The following is a 17,798-nucleotide window of genomic DNA, read 5'->3' as shown; positions in this document are numbered from 1 at the left end:
AGAACATGGCGGCATCGTGGTCGCAGCGCCCACGGACCGCCCTTTCCAGGATCGTTCCCGATGAGATTGAACCGCCTCGCCACCGTTTCCCTGATCGCCCTGGTCCTGGCCGTGCCGGTGGGGCTGATGGCGCGTACCGGCGGCGATGCGCTGCCCGGCGCGCCGACCGCCGAACAGGCCACCACCTCCAAGCTGGTCTACGGCCTGCTGTCGGACAGCCGCTACGCCTATCGTCCGCGGCCGCTCGACGCGACGATGTCGAGCGAGATCTTCGACCATTACCTCGAGGCGCTGGACGGCTCCAAGCTGTTCTTCACCGCGCAGGACATCGCCAGGTTCGAGGCCTACAAGCCGCAGATGGGCGAAAACGTGCGCAGCGGCAAGCTGGAGCCGGCGTACGCGATCTTCGCCGTCTACAAGCAGCGCGTGGCCGACCGCGTGGCGTCCGCGCGCGAACTGCTCAACCAGGACATCTTCGACTTCACCGGCGAGGATCGCTGGGAATACGACCGCGAGGACGCGCCGTGGGCGCGCGACGCCGCGGCGCTGGACGCTTTGTGGAAGCAGTCGGTGCGCAACGACTGGCTGCGGCTCAAGCTCGCGGGCAAGAAGCCCGACGAGATCCGCAAGACGCTCGACCGGCGCTATCTCAACCTCGCCAACAACGTGGCGGCGCTCAACCAGGAGGATGCGTTCCAGACCTTCCTCAACGCCTACACCTCGACGGTCGATCCGCATACCGACTACATGAGCCCGCGCACCGCCAAGCTGTTCACGCAGAGCATGTCGCTCTCGCTCGAGGGCATCGGCGCGCAGCTGCAGAAGCAGGACGACGTGGTGGTGATCCGCGAACTCATCGCCGGCGGGCCGGCCGCGCTCAGCGGCAAGTTCAAGCCGGGCGATCGCATCGTCGGCGTGGGCCAGGGCACCAGCGGCCCCATGGAGGACGTGGTCGGCTGGCGTCTGGACGACGTGGTGGAGAAGATCAAGGGCCCGAAGGAGAGCCAGGTGCGCCTGGACGTGATTCCGGGAGAGGCCACGCTGGACAGCACGCCGGTGCGCGTGGTGCTGACCCGCGCGCGGATCAAGCTCGAGGAGCAGGCCGCCAAGTCGGAGATCATCACCCTCCCGGCCGTCGATGGCGGGGTCGAAAAGCGCATCGGCGTGATCAAGCTGCCCGCGTTCTACCAGGATTTCGAGGGACGCCGCACCCGCAACGGCGAGTACACCTCCGCCACCCGCGATGTTGCCCGGCTGCTCGGCGAATTCCGCGCCGACGGGATCGATGGCGTGGTGCTGGACCTGCGCAGCAACGGCGGCGGTTCGCTCAACGAGGCGATCGAGTTGACCGGCCTGTTCATCGACAAGGGGCCGGTGGTGCAGGTGCGCGAATCCGGCGGCCGCGTCAGCGTGGAAAGCGACCGCACCGCGGGCGTTTCCTGGGATGGTCCGCTCGCCGTGCTGATCAATCGCGGCTCCGCCTCCGCCTCGGAGATCTTCGCTGGCGCGATCCAGGACTATGGCCGTGGCCTGGTCATCGGCGAGACCTCGTTCGGCAAGGGCACCGTGCAGAACATCGTGCCGCTCGACCGCTGGCCCTCGTCGGAAGGCGATCGCTACGGCCACGTCAAGCTGACGATCGCCCAGTTCTTCCTGCCCGGCGGCAGCAGCACCCAGAACCGCGGCATCGTCCCCGACCTGGCCTTCCCGGTGACGGTGGATGCCAGCGAGTTCGGCGAGAGCACCTACGACAATGCGCTGGAATGGCGCCAGATCGCGGCCGTGCCACATCAGCGCTACGGCGACTTCTCGCCGCTGCTTCCCAAACTGCAGCAGCTGCACGAGCGGCGCGTGGCCAGCGACCACGAGTTCCGCTGGTGGTCGGAGGATGTGGCCGAGTTCCGCGCCGAGCGCGAGAAGAAGTACGTCTCGCTCAACGAGGCCGAGCGTCGCGCCGAGCGCGACCGCGACGAAGCCAAGCGCACGCGCCGCCAGGAAGAGCGCAAGGCGCTGGGCCTGGCACTCGATCCGCTGGCCGACAGCAGCACCGACGATGGCCTGCAGGCCAGCGAGCGCAACGTGGCCGAGGACGCGGCGCGCGAAAAGGCCGCCGAGGAGCGTCCCGACCCGCTGCTGCGCGAATCGGCGGCGATCCTGGCCGATGCGGTGCGCCTGCTCAACCACGACCGTCGTCTGTCGGCCCAGGTGCTGCCGGAATCCAGCGAGCCCGGTCGCTGGACGCAGTAAGCGCGCGACTGCAATGAGCCGTCGGGCGTTGGCGGGTCGCCGGCGGCCGCCTGCGCGCCCCCGGGATCATTCGCCCGCCTGACGCCGGCCATGGCCTCCTTCCAGTCGCTGCGATGGCTGGTGGCCGCCAAGCGCCACCCTTCGGGGTGGCTGCTGTTGGTGCAACTGGCCGGCGTGCTGCTGTACCCGGCGATGGAGGGCACGGCCGCGGGAAGGGCGGTCTTCGGCGCGTTCGGCATCCTGGTGCTGGTGCTGGCGCTGTGGGTGGTCAACCGCAGTGCCGCCAGCAACAGTATCGCCGGCGCGCTTGCCGCCGCGGCGGTGCTGCTGTCGCTCTGGTCGGTGCTGGCGGGGAAGCCCGAAGCGCTGGTCTACGCCTACCTGCTGGAAGGCGCGCTGTATTTCTACACGGCGGCGGCGCTGATCGCCTACATGCTGCACGACCACAAGGTCACCAGCGACGAGCTGTACGCCGCGGGCGCGACCTTCACCCTGCTGGCCTGGGGCTTCGCCTTCGCCTATGCGGCCTGCCAGTACTGGTTTCCCGGCAGCTTCCTGGCCGCGATCGACCCGCAAGCGCCGCGCACGTGGACGGAACTGCTGTTCCTGAGCTTCAGCACGCTGTCGGGCGTGGGGCTGACCGACATCCTGCCGGTCAGCCCGCAGGCGCGCGCGCTGGTCATGCTGGAGGCGTTCGCCGGGGTGATGTACATCGCCCTGGTGGTGTCGCGCCTGATCGGACTGACGATCCTGCGCCGGCCGCCTGCGTCGCCGTAACGGCGCCGGGCGGCCCGAATGCGGCCTCAGGCCGCAGCCGCCGCCTTCTGCGCGTTGTGGCGCTCGATGGCGTAGACCAGGATCTTCTTCGCTTCCTCGGCGCCGCCCCAGCCCTCGAGCTTGACCCACTTGCCCTTCTCGAGATCCTTGTAGTGCTCGAAGAAGTGGCCGATGCGCTCGAGCCAATGGGTGCTGACCTTGTCGATGTTGTCGACGTGGGCATAGCCCTGGAACACCTTGTCCACCGGCACGGCCAACAGCTTCTCGTCGCTGCCGGCCTCGTCGGTCATCTTCAGCACGCCGACGGGGCGGCAGCGGATGACCGAACCGGGCACCAGCGGCAACGGCAGCACCACCAGCACGTCGGCCGGGTCGCCGTCGCCGCACAGGGTATGGGGTACGTAACCGTAGTTGCAGGGATACCGCATCGGCGTGGACAGCACGCGGTCGACGAAGATCGCCCCGCTCTCCTTGTCCACTTCGTACTTCACCGGCTCGGCATCCTTCGGGATCTCGATGATGACGTTGATTTCGTCCGGGGGATTCTTCCCGGTGGAGACGTGGTCGAGACCCATGGGGTGGCAACTCCGGCGGCGCGGGCAGGGCCCGCAGGGGTGGGGTGCGCATTCTACGCGACCGATGCTGCATTGCAGAAATCGGGGGCGATGCCCGGCCGGCCCGGGCCTAGGGTCGGCCCGAGGCAGGGTACGCCCCAGCTGGGCGCGGTCCATACGCAGGCGTACATATGGCGCCTGTTCCCCGTCCCCAGCGAGATGCCGACATGTCGATCACCGACGCTTCCCGGATTGCCGACGCCGCCCCGCTCCGCAGCGAGGGCTACTGGGAGGATCCGGCCGTCGACGGCAACCGCCTGGCGTCGCCGGCGGACCTGGACCAGGACCCGATCGACCCCGGACAGGTGGAGCGCCCCGCGCTGCTGTCGCTGCTGCCGCGCCTGGGGGTCACCGAGATCGACGGCACCCGCAGCAACCCGGTCGACCGCAGCCTCGGCCAGACCCCGGACGGAAAAACCATCCAGGTCGATCCGCTGCATCGCGACGGCGACCTGCAGATCGCGCGCGAACGTACCCTGGGCGACGCCGGCTTCGGCCAGACCTACGTCAGCGCCGACCAGCTGGTCATCACCACCGGCGGCGCCAACGACCGCGTCGGCGTCAGCCAGCGCGATGACGGCACGTTGGACGTCAGTGTCAACGGCCAGTCCTTCGCCGTGACCACGGCCCAGGGGCAGGAGCTCACCATCCGCACCGGCGGCGGCGACGACGTCATCGAGGTGGCTTCCAACGTCAGCGTGAACATCGTCGCCGATACCGGAGAGGGCGACGACCAAGTGGCGATCGCCGGCAGTGGCGACAACCGTGTCGACGCCGGCGCCGGCAACGACCGGGTGACCCTGTCCGGCAGCGGCCGCAATGATGTGTTCGGCGGCAGTGGCGACGATACCCTGCAGGGTGGCAGCGGCGTCGACGTGATCCTTGGCGGCGACGGCAACGACAGCATCGATGGCGGCGCCGGCCGCAACTTCCTGGAGGGCGGCGCCGGCAACGACACCATCCGCAGCCGTGGCGCCGGCGACATGGTGTCCGGCGGCGTGGGCGACGACACCATCCACGCGGCCAGCGGCGCCAGCAGCATCTATGCCGGCGCCGGGCAGGACACCATCGAGGGTGCCGGCAATCGCAGCACGGTGTACGCCGAGATCGGCGACGTGATCAACGCCGCCACCGGCGCGCGTCCGACCGTCGTCAATGTCGAGATCGACCCGCAGGCAGGCAGCAGTGTGAGGATCGAGGGGTCCGAGGCGTTCGTGCAGCGCGTGCAGGCCGAGATCGATTTCCTGCGCAGTTCGCCCAACGGGCAGCGCATGCTGGCCGAGTTCGATGCGACCGCGGCCAGCAAGGGCAACGTGGTCACGATCAAGGAACTGTCGAACGAGCACAACGGCTACGCCATGCCGGCCAACGACGACGCCACCTGGCCCGATGTGCAGATCACCAACGGCGTCGCCGGCCCTGGCGTGCAGACCGACATCCGCTACAACCCGTCCTTCCATATGGAGGCGTTCCCGGCGCCGGTGGTGGTGCTCTACCACGAGATGTCGCACGCCTACAACTTCGCCAACGGCACGCTGCAGCCGGGCAACTATAGCGGCCCGGATGCGGCCGACCGCGGTATCTCCAATTCGGAACGCCAGGCCGTGGGCCTGGAGACCACGGCGGCACCGTTCGACTTCGACGGCGATCCGTCGACGCCGCCGACCACCGCCAATCCCGATCACCTCACCGAGAACGGGCTGCGCGAGGAACTGGGTCTGCCGGATCGTCCCAGCTACAGGTTGTGACCAGGGCAGGGAGCCACGGTCGCATGCTCCAGGGATGGAGGGGACAGCCTGCAGACGCAGGCTGTCCTTTTTTTTCGCACTCCACGCCAGCGCCCCCACGCATGCGCGCCGCTACCCTCTGCAGCCTGCTGACCCTGGCGCTATTGGCCGGTCCGCTGCCGGCCGCCTACGATGCAGCGCCACCTCCGCCCCCGAGCGATTCCATGCAGCCCAACCCGACGACTACCCGCATCCAGGATGGAGCGATCGCACTGGAAGCGACGCTGTCGATGTCCGAGGGCGACGTGGTGCAGGTCCGCTACCGCCTGCGCAATGGTGGCCCGGATGCCCTGGCCGTGTTCGATCGCGGCGATCGGCATGCGGTGCTCGCCGGACGCCAGGTGCCAGGCGCGATCGGGGCACCGACGGTCGAGGAACTCGACGATGGCGCCGTGGTGTTGCGCCATGTCGCCCGTCCATTGCCGGCAGGGCCCACCGGGCCGACGAGCCCGCCCACGCCGCTGGCCCTGCGCCTCGCGGCGGGCGCGACGCTGGAAGGCGATTTCCGCTTCGCGGTCCCGGCTTCGGTCTCGCCCGCGCGGCTGCGCTGGTGCCTGGGCGTGGCGCCGTTCGATCCGGAGCGGTTCGCCGCACCGGAGCAGACCGCTGCAGGCGAGGTCTGGCAGGTACTGGACATCGGCGGCCAGCGCGAACTGTGCACGCCCTGGTTCGATCGTGGGCAGGGGCGGTTCGTCGACCGCTAACGCTGTTGCGCCCGTTGGCACCGGGAGGCCGCGGGCCAGTGCGGGGCGGACGTCGGGCAATGCGCGGATAAAGAAAAGGGGCGGCCATCGGCCGCCCCTTCGTGCATGCCGGCGCTGAACGCTACAGCAGCGGCACCATCAGCAGCGCCACGATGTTGATGATCTTGATCAGCGGGTTGATCGCCGGGCCGGCGGTGTCCTTGTAGGGATCGCCCACGGTGTCGCCGGTGACCGAAGCCTTGTGCGCCTCGGAGCCCTTGCCGCCGAAGTTGCCGTCCTCGATGTACTTCTTGGCGTTGTCCCAGGCGCCGCCGCCGGTGGTCATCGAGATCGCGACAAACAGGCCGGTGACGATGGTGCCGATCAGCAGGCCACCCAGCGCCTCGGGCCCGAGCAGCAGGCCCACGATCACCGGCACCACCACCGGCAGCAGCGAGGGCACGATCATTTCCTTGATCGCCGAGCGCGTCAGCATGTCCACCGCGCGGTCGTACTGCGGCTTGGCTTCGCCGGTCATGATGCCCTTGATCTCGCGGAACTGGCGGCGCACTTCCTCCACCACGCTGCCCGCTGCGCGGCCCACCGCTTCCATCGCCATCGCGCCGAACAGGTAGGGGATCAGGCCGCCGATCAGCAGGCCAATGATCACGCGGTGGTCGGACAGGTCGAAGGCGTAGACCACGCCGGGGTTGGCGGCCTCGAGGTTGTGGGTGTAGTCGGCGAACAGCACCAGCGCGGCCAGCGCCGCCGAACCGATCGCATAGCCCTTGGTCACCGCCTTGGTGGTGTTGCCCACCGCGTCGAGCGGATCGGTCACGTCGCGCACGTCCGGCGGAAGCTCGGACATCTCGGCGATGCCGCCGGCGTTGTCGGTGATCGGGCCGTAGGCGTCCAGCGCCACGATCATGCCTGCCATCGACAGCATCGCGGTCGCGGCGATGGCGATGCCGTACAGCCCGCCCAGCGCATAGCAGGCCCAGATCGCCAGGCACACCGCCACCACCGGCAACGCGGTCGACTTCATCGACACGCCCAGGCCGGCAATGATGTTGGTGCCGTGGCCGGTGGTCGAGGCCTGCGCCACGTGCTTGACCGGCCCGTACTGCGTGCCGGTGTAGTACTCGGTGATCCACACGATCGCCCCGGTCAGCGCCAGGCCGATCAACGCGCACCAGTAGATGTTCATGGCGCCGTGGCTGTTGCTGGCCATCAGCTCGCTGGTGATCGGGTAGTAGGCGATCGCCGCCAGCACGCCGGAGACGATCACGCCCTTGTACAGCGCGCCCATGATCGAACCGCCTGCCTTCACCTTGACAAAGAAGGCGCCGATGATCGAGGCGATGATCGACACGCCGCCCAGCACCAGCGGGTAGAGCACGCCGTTGCTGCCGACCTCGGTGACCATGAGGTAGCCCAGCAGCATGGTCGCGATCACCGTCACCGCATAGGTCTCGAACAGGTCGGCCGCCATGCCGGCGCAGTCGCCGACGTTGTCGCCGACGTTGTCGGCGATCACCGCCGGGTTGCGCGGATCGTCCTCGGGGATGCCGGCCTCGACCTTGCCCACGAGATCCGCGCCGACATCCGCGCCCTTGGTGAAGATGCCGCCGCCCAGGCGCGCGAAGATCGAGATCAGCGAGGAACCGAAGGCCACGCCGACCAGGGCGTGCAGCACGTCGGAGGTCGGCAGTTTCAGCCCCAGGTTGAGCACGGCCCAGTAGCCGGCGACGCCCAGCAGGCCCAGCCCCACCACCAGCATGCCGGTGATCGCGCCGCCCTTGAACGCGACGTCCATCGCCGGGCCGATGCCCTGGCGCGCGGCCTCGGCGGTACGCACGTTGGCGCGCACCGAGACGTTCATGCCGATGTAGCCGGCGGCACCGGAGAGCACGGCGCCGAGCAGGAAGCCGATGGCGGTGTACCAGTCGAGGAAGAAGCCCACCAGCACGAACAGCACGGCACCCGCGATCGAGATCGTCAGGTACTGGCGGTTGAGATAGGCGCGGGCGCCTTCCTGGATGGCGCCTGCGATTTCCTGCATGCGCGCGTTGCCGGCAGGCTGCCGGTTGATCCACCGCGTCTGGATGATGCCGTAGACGATCGCCACTGCTGCGCACACCAGTGCCAGCGCCAAACCGTACTGCTCGAGCATGAACCCTCCCCCGGAAGAAGTGGAGCGTGAAGAGACACGGAAATCCGGCTGGGCGCGGCAATGCTCCACCGGCCCGGCCGGTGGGTCGATTCTTACCGATTTTGGCCGAACCCCATGTTGCAGCACGGCAACAGGAGGCGGTTTCGGGCGCAGGCGACGTTGTGGCCAGCCAATCCGGCCGGCGTCCCGCACGCGCGGGTGGGGCGCCGGACAGCGTGGCTCAGCCGGCGGCGGCGAAGGCCTCGCGGGTGAGGTTGATCGGGTCGGCACCGGTGCAGACCACGTTGTCCTCGATGCGGATGCCGCCGTAGGGGCGCAGCGCATCCACCCGGCCCCAGTCCACGCTGCCGCCGCGACCTGCGGCCTGGAGGTCTTCCAGCAGCATGTCCACGAAGTAGATCCCGGGCTCGATCGTGACCACGAAGCCGGGCTCCAGCGTGCGGGTCAGGCGCAGATACGGATGACCCTCGGGTTTGGGAATCGTGCCGCCGCGGTCGGAGGCGGCAAAGCCGGCGACATCGTGCACCTGCAGGCCCAGGCCATGGCCGATGCCATGCGGGAAGAAGGCGCTGCTGACGCCGGTGGCCACCGCCTCCTCGGGCTTCACCGTGATGATGCCTGCCTCCGCGAGGATGCCGGCCAGCGCCAGGTGCGCGTCCAGGTGCAGCTGGCGATAGTCGACGCCGGCCCGTACCTGCGCGCACATGGCCTGCTGTGCGCGATCGACCGCGTCGATCAGGGCCTGGAACTCGCCGGAGGTGTCGTGGGCGTGGGTGCGGGTGATGTCGCAGGCATAGCCGCCGTGGCTGGCGCCTGCGTCGAGCAGGAAGCTGCGCGCGGGGCGGGGCGGCACCCGGTCGAGCTCGGTGTAGTGCAGCACAGCGCCGTGCTCGTTGAGCGCCACGATATTGGAATAGGGCAGTTCGCCCGCGTCCTGGCCCGCGGCCTGGCAATAGGACAGGTGGATGCCGAACTCGCTGGCGCCGCTGCGGAAGGCGCGCTCGGCGGCCTGGTGGGCGCGCACGCCGCGGCGGGTCGCCTCGCGCAGCATTTCGATCTCGTAGGGCGTCTTGAATGCCCGGTGGTATTCGAGATAGTCGAGCACCGGCCGCGGATTGTTGGGCCCGAACGCGCCGTACTTGCCGAGCGCACTCTGCGCCTCGCCCAGCACGGCGCAGCGCTGGGCGTTGCGCGGCAGGTGCTTGAGCGCTTCCTCGGGCTTGCGGATCACCACGATCTCGAAGTGCTCCACCCAGTAGCCCTCCGGCGCCTGCGGCACCACGTGCCAGTAGTCGCGCGGCTGCAGGTAGACCAGCTTCGGCTTCCGGCCGGGCGTGGCCACGATCCAGCTGCCCGGATTGCGCGTCAGCGGCAGCCAGTGCTTGAACTGCGGGTTGACCGCGTAGGGATAGTCGCGATCGTCGAAGACCTGGTAGTGCGCGGTGCCGCTGGGCACCACCAGATGGTCGAAACCGCCGCGCTCGAGCGCCGTTGCGGTGCGTGCCTGCAGGGTGGCGAGGTGGTCGGCGTAGAGGGAAGCGGCAGTGGACATGACGGGGGAATTCCGCGCGAGAACGTGGCGTCATTCTGCCGCAAGCCCCGGTGCACTGCAGGCGGGCGGTGGCGCATCCTGGCCGGAACTGGCCGCGGGCGACCCGCGCCCGCGCGGCTCGGCCCCAACCGATCGCCGGTCGGCCCGGCTACTCGTAGTGGCTGCCCGGTGCCTCGATCCAGCTGCGCAGGCGACGCGACTGCTCGGCGCCCAGGGCGATGAAACGGAATCCCGCCCACAGCTGCGAGCGCGCGCTGGCGTTGTCCATCCACAGCAGGTGCGCGCCCACTTCGACCTCCAACGCGCCCTGCTCGTGGGGCAGGGCGAACTGCAGCTGGTACAGTGCATCGTCCATCAGCGGCTCGCTGGCGATCAGCAGCAGCCCGGTCTGCGACAGGTTGCCGATCCGGCCGATCACGTGCTCGGTCATCGTGTCCGTCACCGGAATGGTGTCGGAGGCCTTGCGCCGCTTGGCGCGACGGAATTCCTGGTTCATGCCTGCGCCTCCGCGCCATCGCCGCGATCGCCCAGCCCTGCGAAGCTGCGCAAGGCGTGCATCGCGGCCTGCCAGGCGCGATCGACCAGCCGCGCCTGGCCGCTGGTCACGATGCGCGCCTGGCCTGAGGCGAGCAGCCGCGCCACGCTGTCGAGCGACTGTTCGCCCATGCGCTGCCCGCGCTGGTTGACGAACAGGGCGTTGCCGGTGAGCAGGCTGTACCAGGACAGGCGCCGGCGCACCACATCGCCCTGCTGGTTGGTGGTGAACTCGATCCAGGTCCCGAAGGGCAACACCCGCAACTGCTCGTAGCGCGCCTGCTCCTCGGGCGTGCGCGGCGGCAGGGCGGGCTTCTTGCGCTCGGCGTCCTCGCCCAGGCGGGTGCGCGCCTTGAGCTTCATCGCCAGCTCGGTACGCGAGGCCGGATCCCCGTCCGCCTCCTCGGGCCGGTTGCTGGTCAGGCGCTGCGCGATGACGCTGGCCTCGTCGCCGTGGTAGCCGACCTGGCCCAGCGCCGACTCGATGTGCGCGACCAGTTCCGGATCGCGCGGCGCATCCTCGCGGGTACAGGCCTCGGCGATGCGGCGGGTGGCGTCGAGCTGGCGGTTCCAGGCTTCCGAGCCCTCGCCCTGGCGCAGCAGGGTCAGGGTCAACACGTCGGCCCAGGCCTGGTTGAGCAGCGCACGGGTGAAGTGCGGCAGGCGCTGTTCGCCGATGACGTCGGCCATCACCTCGGCGGCGCGCAGCTTGGCGACCTCCAGCTTCTCCTTGCCGCGGGCGGCTTCGGCGTGGCGCTTCTCCAACAGTTCGGCCTTGCGGACCTGCGCCTGCAGATGCGTCTGCAGCTGTTCGTTGGAGGCGCTGAAGACTTCGACGTCGCCGTCGTATTTCTCCACGACATGGTTGACCGCGCCCTGCAGCGGCGCCAGGAAATGCGGGTCGTAATCGGCCTCGTCCAGCCACTTGGCCGCGCTTTCGGCGACCGTGTTCAGCAGTTGCCGCGCCGGGTGACGGCTGCGCACGAAGAAGGCGCGATCCTTGAGCGCGACCCGGAGCAGAGGCACCTGCAGGCGCTTGACCAGGGCGGCGGCGGGGGCTTCGGCGCGGATCTCTTCCTCGAGGTTGCCGAACAGCATGCCCAGCAGTTCGAAGGTGTCGTTGTCACGCGCCGACAGCTCGACATGCACGCCGCCACGCTGGCGCGCCTGCGCCAGCAGCGTCTGCTTGATGTCGGCCAGGGTCTGCGGCGCGCCGCCGATCGACAGCGGCTGCGCCTGGAGGTGGCCGAGCGCGGCGGAGACCTCTTCGGTGCCGATGACCGCGCCGGCGGGCTGGCGCCCGGCGGGACGCAGCTTGCCCAGCAGTTCCCGGCGGCTGTGCAGGAGTTGTTGCAGCTGTTCGGTGGCGCGCCGTTCGTCCTCGTCCCCGTGTTCTTCGAGGGGATCGCCGAGCCAGCCGGTGTGGGGGCGCTGCGGGTCCGGCGCCGCCGTCGACGATCCGCCGGAAGCGCCAGCGCCCCCCGGCCCGGTGCCGGGGGAGGCCATGCCATCGCCACTGCCGTGGCGGCTTCCCGCACCCGTGCCAGCTGCGTCGCTGGAAGGCTGCGGCGATGGCCGCACGCGCACCGGCACGTGGGTCAGCCCCGGCAGGATGCCTTGCTGGTCGAGCAACTGGTCGAGGCGCTCCAGCACCTTGGTGTAGCCCGACATCACGTGGCGGTCGAAGATCCGGTAGAGCAGCAGGCGCGAATCGTGTTCGATGTCGAGCGCCTTGGCCACGGCGCCCATCGCACGGCAGATCGCGTGCGGGCCCAGCGGCAGGCGTTCGGCGTCGTAGGCCGGTGTGCCCGCCAGCACGCCGAAGCGCTGGCCGAGCAGGTGCAGCGGCAGGCTGGCGCGGCCCTCCTGCCGGCTGGCGATCTCGCGCAGCACCATGCCCTCGTCCATCACCGCCTCGTCGACCAGGCTGAGCCGGCCGAAGCCCGACTGGGCCGGCCGCCCATCGTCCTGGCCGCCGGACTGCAGCGGCGCCGTGGCCGGGCTCCGGATGCCCGCGGTGGCCGCCTCGATCTCGAGGATGAAGCGCGGCACCAGGTCCGAGCGGTTGAGCCGGAACGCGCGCAGCGTCTGCATGTAGCCCGACTCGACCCCCGGATTCCGGGCCTGGTCGGCCAGCCGGAACAGTTCTTCCTCGAACTCGCCGAGCATCGCGGCCAGTTGCGGCTCGATGGTGTCGGTGACCAGGGTCAATGCCGCCTCCAGCGCCTTCTGCACGCGGCGCGGCAGGCCAGCGGTGGCCAGGGACCTCGGCGTTGCGGATTCTCGGGAAGGAACAGTCGGCATTGCGAAGGACCGGCCGGAGGTGCCGGAATACTTACACGCCGGACGCGGATCAGCCAGTTCCGGGCGCGGCCCCATCGGCCAGGAACAGCGCGATGACGTCGTTGCCGAAACGGCGCCCGAGCGCGGTGGGAACCACTCGCTCGCCGTCCACCAGCAGCCATCCCCGGGCCACCGCCTGCGCCAGCGGCTCCTCGATCGCGGCCACGGGCAGGCCACAGCGCGCCTGGAAATCCGTCAGCGCAAAGCCGTCCACCAGCCGCAGCGCGTTGAGCATGAATTCGAACGGCCGCTGCGCCGCGGCGACGCGCTCGTCGCCGCCGATGGCCGCGGCGTTGCCCGCGGACGCCAGCCAGGCGGTGGGATGGCGGACCTTCCAGCGCCGCAGGATCGCCTGCTCCGCGCCCAGGGTCAGCTTGCCGTGCGCGCCCGCGCCGATGCCCAGGTAGTCGCCGTAGCGCCAGTAGTTGAGGTTGTGCGCGCATTGCCGGCCGGGCCGCGCATAGGCCGAGACCTCGTACTGCGCGTAGCCGGCCTGCGCCAGCAGGGCCTGGCAATGCTCCTGCATGTCCCAGGCCAGGTCCTCATCGGGCACGTCTTCGGGCGGCCGCGCGGCGAACACGGTATTGGGTTCGAGCGTGAGCTGGTAGTGGGACAGGTGGGCCGGCGCCAGCGCGAGCGCACGTTCGACGTCGGCCAGCGCCATCGGCAGCGACTGGCCGGGCAGGGCGTACATCAGGTCGAGGTTGAGATTGTCGTAGCCGGCGTCCTGGGCCAGCTTCACCGCGGCTTCCGCCTGCGCCGCGTCGTGGATGCGGCCCAGCCGCTGCAGGCAGCCGTCGTCGAAGCTCTGGATGCCGAAGCTGATCCGGTTCACCCCGGCGGCGAGGTAGTCGTTGAAGCGGCCGTGTTCGGCCGTACCCGGATTGGTCTCCAGGGTGATCTCGAGGCCGGGCGCGAAGCGCAGGCGCGCTGAGGCGGCCTGCAGGAAGCGGTCGATCGCCGCGGCCGGGAACAGGCTGGGCGTGCCGCCGCCGAAGAACACCGAATGCACGGTGCGGCCCCAGACCAGCGGCAGGTCGTGGTCCAGGTCGGCCAGCAGTGCGTCCACATAAGGCTCGAACGGCAGGGGGCCGCGCGCCTGATGCGAATTGAAATCGCAGTACGGACACTTGCGCACGCACCAGGGCAGGTGCACGTAGAGCGAGAGCGGCGGCGGCTGGAGTGGCGTATTCATGGATGGGCTTTCGGCAACTCCGCCGCCGCGCGTCCGGCATGCGGGGCGGGGGCGATCATGCGCCGCTCAAGGATGACGCGGCCCGTGTCGCCGGGTCGTGCGGCAAGCCGCGCCGTCAACGCGGCGACAGGCGCTCGCGAAGCTGCGCGAGCGCCTGGCCGCGGTGGCTGATGCGGTTCTTGAAGGCCAGCGGCATTTCCGCGGCGGTCTGGCCATGCTGGGGATCGAGGAACACCGGATCGTAGCCGTGCCCGCCTTGACCGCGTCTCTCCCGCAGGATGCGGCCCTGCCAGCGGCCTTCGACCACGACCGGCTGTGGGTCGTGCTCGCTGCGCAACAGCGCCAGCGCGCAGACGAAATGGGCGCCGCGTCGCGCGTCCTCGACCCGCTCCAGTTCCGCCAGCAGCCGGTCGATGTTGCGGTCGGCATCGCCGTGGCCCCCGGCATAGCGGGCCGAATACAGGCCCGGTGCGCCGTCGAGCGCGTCCACGCACAGGCCCGAATCGTCCGCCAGCGCGGGCAGCCCGGTGGCACGGCAGGCGTGGCGCGCCTTGAGGATGGCGTTCTCGATGAAGGTGAGTCCGGTCTCCTCGGCGTCCACGACGCCGAACTCGGACTGCACGCGCACATCGAAACCGGTGCCGGAGAGCAGGGCGCGGAATTCATCGAGCTTGCCCGCGTTGCCGGAGGCGAGCACCAGCGTCTGCGACGCGAGGCTCATTGCGCCAGCGCCTCCCGCTGCCGCTCCAGCAGCGTCGCGATGCCGCCTTCGGCCAGGCCGAGCAGGGCATCGAGTTCGTCGCGGCGGAAGGCGTGGCCTTCTGCCGTGCCCTGCAGTTCGATGAAGCCGCCGCCGTCGTTCATCACCACGTTCATGTCGGTGTCACAGGCGCTGTCCTCGGCGTAGTCGAGGTCCAGCACCGGCACGCCGCGATACACGCCCACCGACACCGCGGCCACCGCGCCGAACACCGGGTCGCGGCTGATCTCGCGGCGCTTCTGCAGCCAGCGCACGGCATCGACGAGCGCGACATAGGCGCCGGTGATCGCGGCGGTGCGGGTGCCGCCATCGGCCTGCAGCACGTCGCAGTCCAGGGTGATGGTGCGTTCGCCCAGGGCGCTGCGGTCGATGCAGGCCCGCAGCGTGCGGCCGATCAGGCGCTGGATCTCGAGCGTGCGCCCGCCCTGCTTGCCGCGCGAGGCCTCGCGATCGCTGCGGGTGTGGGTCGCGCGCGGCAGCATGCCGTACTCGGCGGTCACCCAGCCCTCGCCCTTGCCGCGCAGGAAGCCCGGCACCTTGTTGTCGACGCTGGCGTTGCACAGGACGCGGGTCTGGCCGAAAGACACCAGCACCGAGCCCTCCGCGTGGCGGGTGTAGCCGCGCTCGATGCGGACCTCGCGCAGCTGGTCGGGCGCGCGGCCGCTGGGGCGGGCAATGCTCATGTGCGGGATTTCCGGCAGAAAACGGGGCGCCAGATTACCATTGCCTCCCCTCACGCACGGGATGCCCGATGTCGATCCGCAGCATGACCGCCTACGCCTCGGGCGAGCGCAGTACTCCGTGGGGCACGCTCGGCTGCGAGCTGCGCGCGGTGAACCACCGCTTCCTCGAGCTGGCCGCGCGCCTGCCCGACGAGCTGCGCGCGCTGGAGCCCGCGCTGCGCGAGCGCGTGTCCGCGCGCGTCTCGCGCGGCAAGGTCGACCTGACCCTGCGCCTGCGCCCGAGCGAGGGCGCCGTTTCCCTGCAGGTGGACCAGGCGCTGGTCGACCGGCTGGGCGAACTGGCCGGCGGGCTGCGCGGCCGCTTTCCGGAACTGCGCGTGGGCCTGGTCGAACTGCTGCAGTTTCCCGGCGTGCTGCAGTCGCAGGCGGCCGATCCGTCCGAACTGCAGGCCCAGGCCCTGGCCTTGCTCGACGCGGTGCTGGCCGACTTCATTGCCGCGCGCGAGCGCGAGGGCGGCAAGCTGGTGGCGGCGATCCTCGAGCGTGTCGATGGCATCGAGCGCATCGCCGGAGAAGTGCGCGGCATGGTGCCGCAGATCCGCGACGGCCAGCGGGCGAAGCTGCAGTCGCGCCTGGCCGAACTGGCCCAGGGCGCCGATCCGGCGCGCGTGGAGCAGGAACTGGTGCTGTCGCTGCAGAAGCTCGACGTGGACGAGGAGCTCGACCGCCTGGGCAGCCATATCGACGAGATCCGCCGGGTGTTCCGGCAGAAGGAGCCGGTGGGACGGCGCCTGGACTTCCTGCTGCAGGAATTCAACCGCGAGGCCAACACGCTCGGCTCCAAGTCGGTCGACGCCCGCACCAGCAATGCCGCGGTCGAGCTGAAGGTGCTGATCGACCAGATCCGCGAGCAGGTGCAGAACATTGAATAGGAGCCGGGATTCGGGATTGGGGATTCGGGATGACCAGCCTTCGGCTGTTGTAGGGCCGGAAAAGCCGAAGCGGTACGATGGCGCCCCAGTAGCCGACACCCGGGAACCTGCCTTGTCGAATCGCGAATCCCCAATCCCGAATCCCGGCCTTCGAGGCACCCTCTTCATCGTGGCGGCGCCCTCGGGCGCGGGCAAGTCCAGCATCGTCAACGCCTGCCTGGGGCGCGATCGCAACATCTGCCTGTCGATCTCGTTCACCTCGCGCGCGCCGAGGCCGGGCGAGCGTCACGCCGAGCACTACCACTTCGTCGGCGCCGAGGAGTTCCGCGCGATGATCGACGCGGGCGATTTCTTCGAGTACGCGCAGGTCCACGGCGACTGGAAGGGGACGGCGAAGCAGTCGGTCGAGCCGCAGCTCGCGGCCGGTCGCGATGTGCTGCTGGAGATCGACTGGCAGGGCGCGCAGCAGGTGAAGGCGCAGGTTCCCGACGCGGTGAGCGTGTTCATCCTGCCGCCGTCGCGCGACGCGCTCGAGGAACGCATGCGCAAGCGCGGCCAGGACAGCGAGGACGTGATCGCACGGCGCATGGCCAATGCCCGCGAAGAGATGTCGCACCACGCCGAGTTCGACTACGTCATCGTCAACGAGGACTTCGAGGTGGCGGTCGACGAGATGTGCGCGATCTTCCTCGCCAGCCGCCTGCGCGTGGCCCAGCAGCGGCTGCGGCACGGGGGCCTGATCGACACGCTCCTGGCCGAGGCCTGAGGGGCGCAGCCCCGGGCCCTGGTGGCGATGGGTCGTCGGGCGCTGGCCGGTCCCGCCGGGGCCATGGCAAAGGAAAATCGGCCTCGGGAAGGGCGTAACCCGCTGATTTCACAAGCGAACGCTTGCTTTTCGCTGACGGCTTCCCTAGAATTTCCGGTCCTTTCCGACTACTGATCGACGGCCGCAGGGCCGCCGGGAGATTTATGGCCCGCATCACCGTTGAAGATTGCCTGGAAGTCGTCGACAACCGCTTCGAGCTCGTCATGATGGCCGCCAAGCGCGCCCGCCAGCTCGCCAACGGCGTCGAGCCCCAGATCGACAATGCCGACGCGCAGGACAAGCCGACCGTGCTGGCGCTGCGCGAGATCGCGGCACGCCGGATCGACCAGCCGTTCATCGACGCGGTCGACAAGGCCGAGCGCGAACGCAAGGAACGCGAGGCGCTGGAGTGGGCCGCGGCCGAAGTGGTCGCCGGCGACGACGACATGAAGGGCGACGACCTGTAGCAGCCGGGATTCGGGAGTCGGGACTCGGGATTCGCAACAGCGCCCGTCCTCCCGCATCCACGATGCCGGCAGGAGCCCCGCTTCGGCGGGGCTTTCTCGTTTTCGGTCGTCTGCTGCCGCCGTGCTTTTCCAGATTCCGAATCCCGAATCCCGAATCCCGACTCCCGACTCCCGACTCCCGACTCCCGACTCCCGAATCCCGAATCCCGAATCCCGAATCCCGAATCCCGAATCCCGAATCCCGAA

15 protein-coding genes are annotated in these 17,798 nt (G+C 69.7%); 7 read left to right on the top strand and 8 right to left on the bottom strand.

What is annotated here, in order from left to right; all coding sequences use genetic code 11:
* Positions 1-60 precede the first annotated feature (60 nt).
* Positions 61-2,247, top strand: a complete 2,187-nt coding sequence (locus ACQYVW_RS16990; protein WP_434947818.1) for a carboxy terminal-processing peptidase — start codon at positions 61-63, stop codon at positions 2,245-2,247.
* A 90-nt stretch (positions 2,248-2,337) separates the two neighbouring features.
* Complete coding sequence (locus ACQYVW_RS16985) at positions 2,338-3,024, top strand: ion channel (RefSeq protein ID WP_434947817.1); 687 nt, start codon at positions 2,338-2,340, stop codon at positions 3,022-3,024.
* Positions 3,025-3,050: 26 nt separating this feature from the next.
* On the opposite strand, the gene ppa is transcribed toward ACQYVW_RS16985, so the two are convergent.
* Positions 3,051-3,599, bottom strand: coding sequence for an inorganic diphosphatase (gene ppa / locus ACQYVW_RS16980; RefSeq protein WP_434933306.1), 549 nt, complete (start codon positions 3,597-3,599; stop codon positions 3,051-3,053).
* 206 nt (positions 3,600-3,805) lie between these two features.
* Between ppa and ACQYVW_RS16975 the strand changes: the two genes are divergently transcribed.
* Both ACQYVW_RS16975 and ACQYVW_RS16970 read left to right on the top strand, forming a co-directional pair.
* Entirely contained in the window at positions 3,806-5,386 is a 1,581-nt protein-coding gene (locus ACQYVW_RS16975; RefSeq protein WP_434947816.1) for a M91 family zinc metallopeptidase, read from the top strand.
* Between the two features lie 203 nt (positions 5,387-5,589).
* The gene (locus tag ACQYVW_RS16970; RefSeq protein WP_434947815.1) at positions 5,590-6,129 is read left to right on the top strand and encodes a hypothetical protein; all 540 of its coding nucleotides are present in this window, start codon (positions 5,590-5,592) and stop codon (positions 6,127-6,129) included.
* 121 nt (positions 6,130-6,250) lie between these two features.
* Here the strand turns inward: ACQYVW_RS16970 and ACQYVW_RS16965 are convergent, their stop codons facing one another.
* The 7 genes from ACQYVW_RS16965 to rph form a co-directional block, all read right to left on the bottom strand.
* Positions 6,251-8,281, bottom strand: a complete 2,031-nt coding sequence (locus tag ACQYVW_RS16965; protein ID WP_434947814.1) for a sodium-translocating pyrophosphatase — start codon at positions 8,279-8,281, stop codon at positions 6,251-6,253.
* A gap of 220 nt (positions 8,282-8,501) precedes the next feature.
* Positions 8,502-9,833 carry a Xaa-Pro dipeptidase gene (pepQ, locus tag ACQYVW_RS16960; protein WP_434933313.1) on the bottom strand — a complete coding sequence of 444 codons (1,332 nt, stop codon included), beginning with the start codon at positions 9,831-9,833 and terminating at the stop codon, positions 8,502-8,504.
* 148 nt (positions 9,834-9,981) lie between these two features.
* Positions 9,982-10,329, bottom strand: a complete 348-nt coding sequence (locus ACQYVW_RS16955; RefSeq protein WP_434933315.1) for a PilZ domain-containing protein — start codon at positions 10,327-10,329, stop codon at positions 9,982-9,984.
* Positions 10,326-12,602 (bottom strand): DUF1631 family protein, encoded by a 2,277-nt coding sequence (locus tag ACQYVW_RS16950; protein ID WP_434947813.1) that lies wholly within the window; start codon positions 12,600-12,602, stop codon positions 10,326-10,328. Before ACQYVW_RS16950 ends, ACQYVW_RS16955 begins: the two co-directional genes overlap by 4 nt.
* Before the next feature lie 118 nt (positions 12,603-12,720).
* Positions 12,721-13,905 carry a radical SAM family heme chaperone HemW gene (hemW, locus tag ACQYVW_RS16945; protein WP_434947812.1) on the bottom strand — a complete coding sequence of 395 codons (1,185 nt, stop codon included), beginning with the start codon at positions 13,903-13,905 and terminating at the stop codon, positions 12,721-12,723.
* Between the two features lie 115 nt (positions 13,906-14,020).
* Positions 14,021-14,626: an RdgB/HAM1 family non-canonical purine NTP pyrophosphatase gene (gene rdgB, locus ACQYVW_RS16940; protein WP_434933324.1), complete on the bottom strand. Its 606-nt coding sequence runs from the start codon at positions 14,624-14,626 to the stop codon at positions 14,021-14,023.
* Positions 14,623-15,348, bottom strand: coding sequence for a ribonuclease PH (gene rph / locus ACQYVW_RS16935; protein WP_434933326.1), 726 nt, complete (start codon positions 15,346-15,348; stop codon positions 14,623-14,625). Before rph ends, rdgB begins: the two co-directional genes overlap by 4 nt.
* A gap of 83 nt (positions 15,349-15,431) precedes the next feature.
* Here rph and ACQYVW_RS16930 point away from each other — a divergent pair, with 83 nt between their 5' ends.
* The 3 genes from ACQYVW_RS16930 to rpoZ all read left to right on the top strand — a co-directional run bounded on the left by ACQYVW_RS16930 (position 15,432) and on the right by rpoZ (position 17,552).
* Complete coding sequence (locus tag ACQYVW_RS16930; protein ID WP_434933363.1) at positions 15,432-16,280, top strand: YicC/YloC family endoribonuclease; 849 nt, start codon at positions 15,432-15,434, stop codon at positions 16,278-16,280.
* A gap of 133 nt (positions 16,281-16,413) precedes the next feature.
* Positions 16,414-17,046 (top strand): guanylate kinase, encoded by a 633-nt coding sequence (gene gmk, locus ACQYVW_RS16925; protein ID WP_434947841.1) that lies wholly within the window; start codon positions 16,414-16,416, stop codon positions 17,044-17,046.
* 203 nt (positions 17,047-17,249) lie between these two features.
* A complete protein-coding gene (gene rpoZ / locus ACQYVW_RS16920; protein ID WP_434933328.1) occupies positions 17,250-17,552 on the top strand; it encodes a DNA-directed RNA polymerase subunit omega in 303 nt (100 codons plus the stop codon).
* Positions 17,553-17,798 lie beyond the last annotated feature (246 nt).

It is taken from the genome of Luteimonas campi, from assembly GCF_051162505.1.
GTDB lineage: Bacteria > Pseudomonadota > Gammaproteobacteria > Xanthomonadales > Xanthomonadaceae > Luteimonas.
The sequence above is the reverse complement of the archived record's forward strand: the minus strand, read 5'-3'. Positions and strand labels throughout refer to the sequence as shown.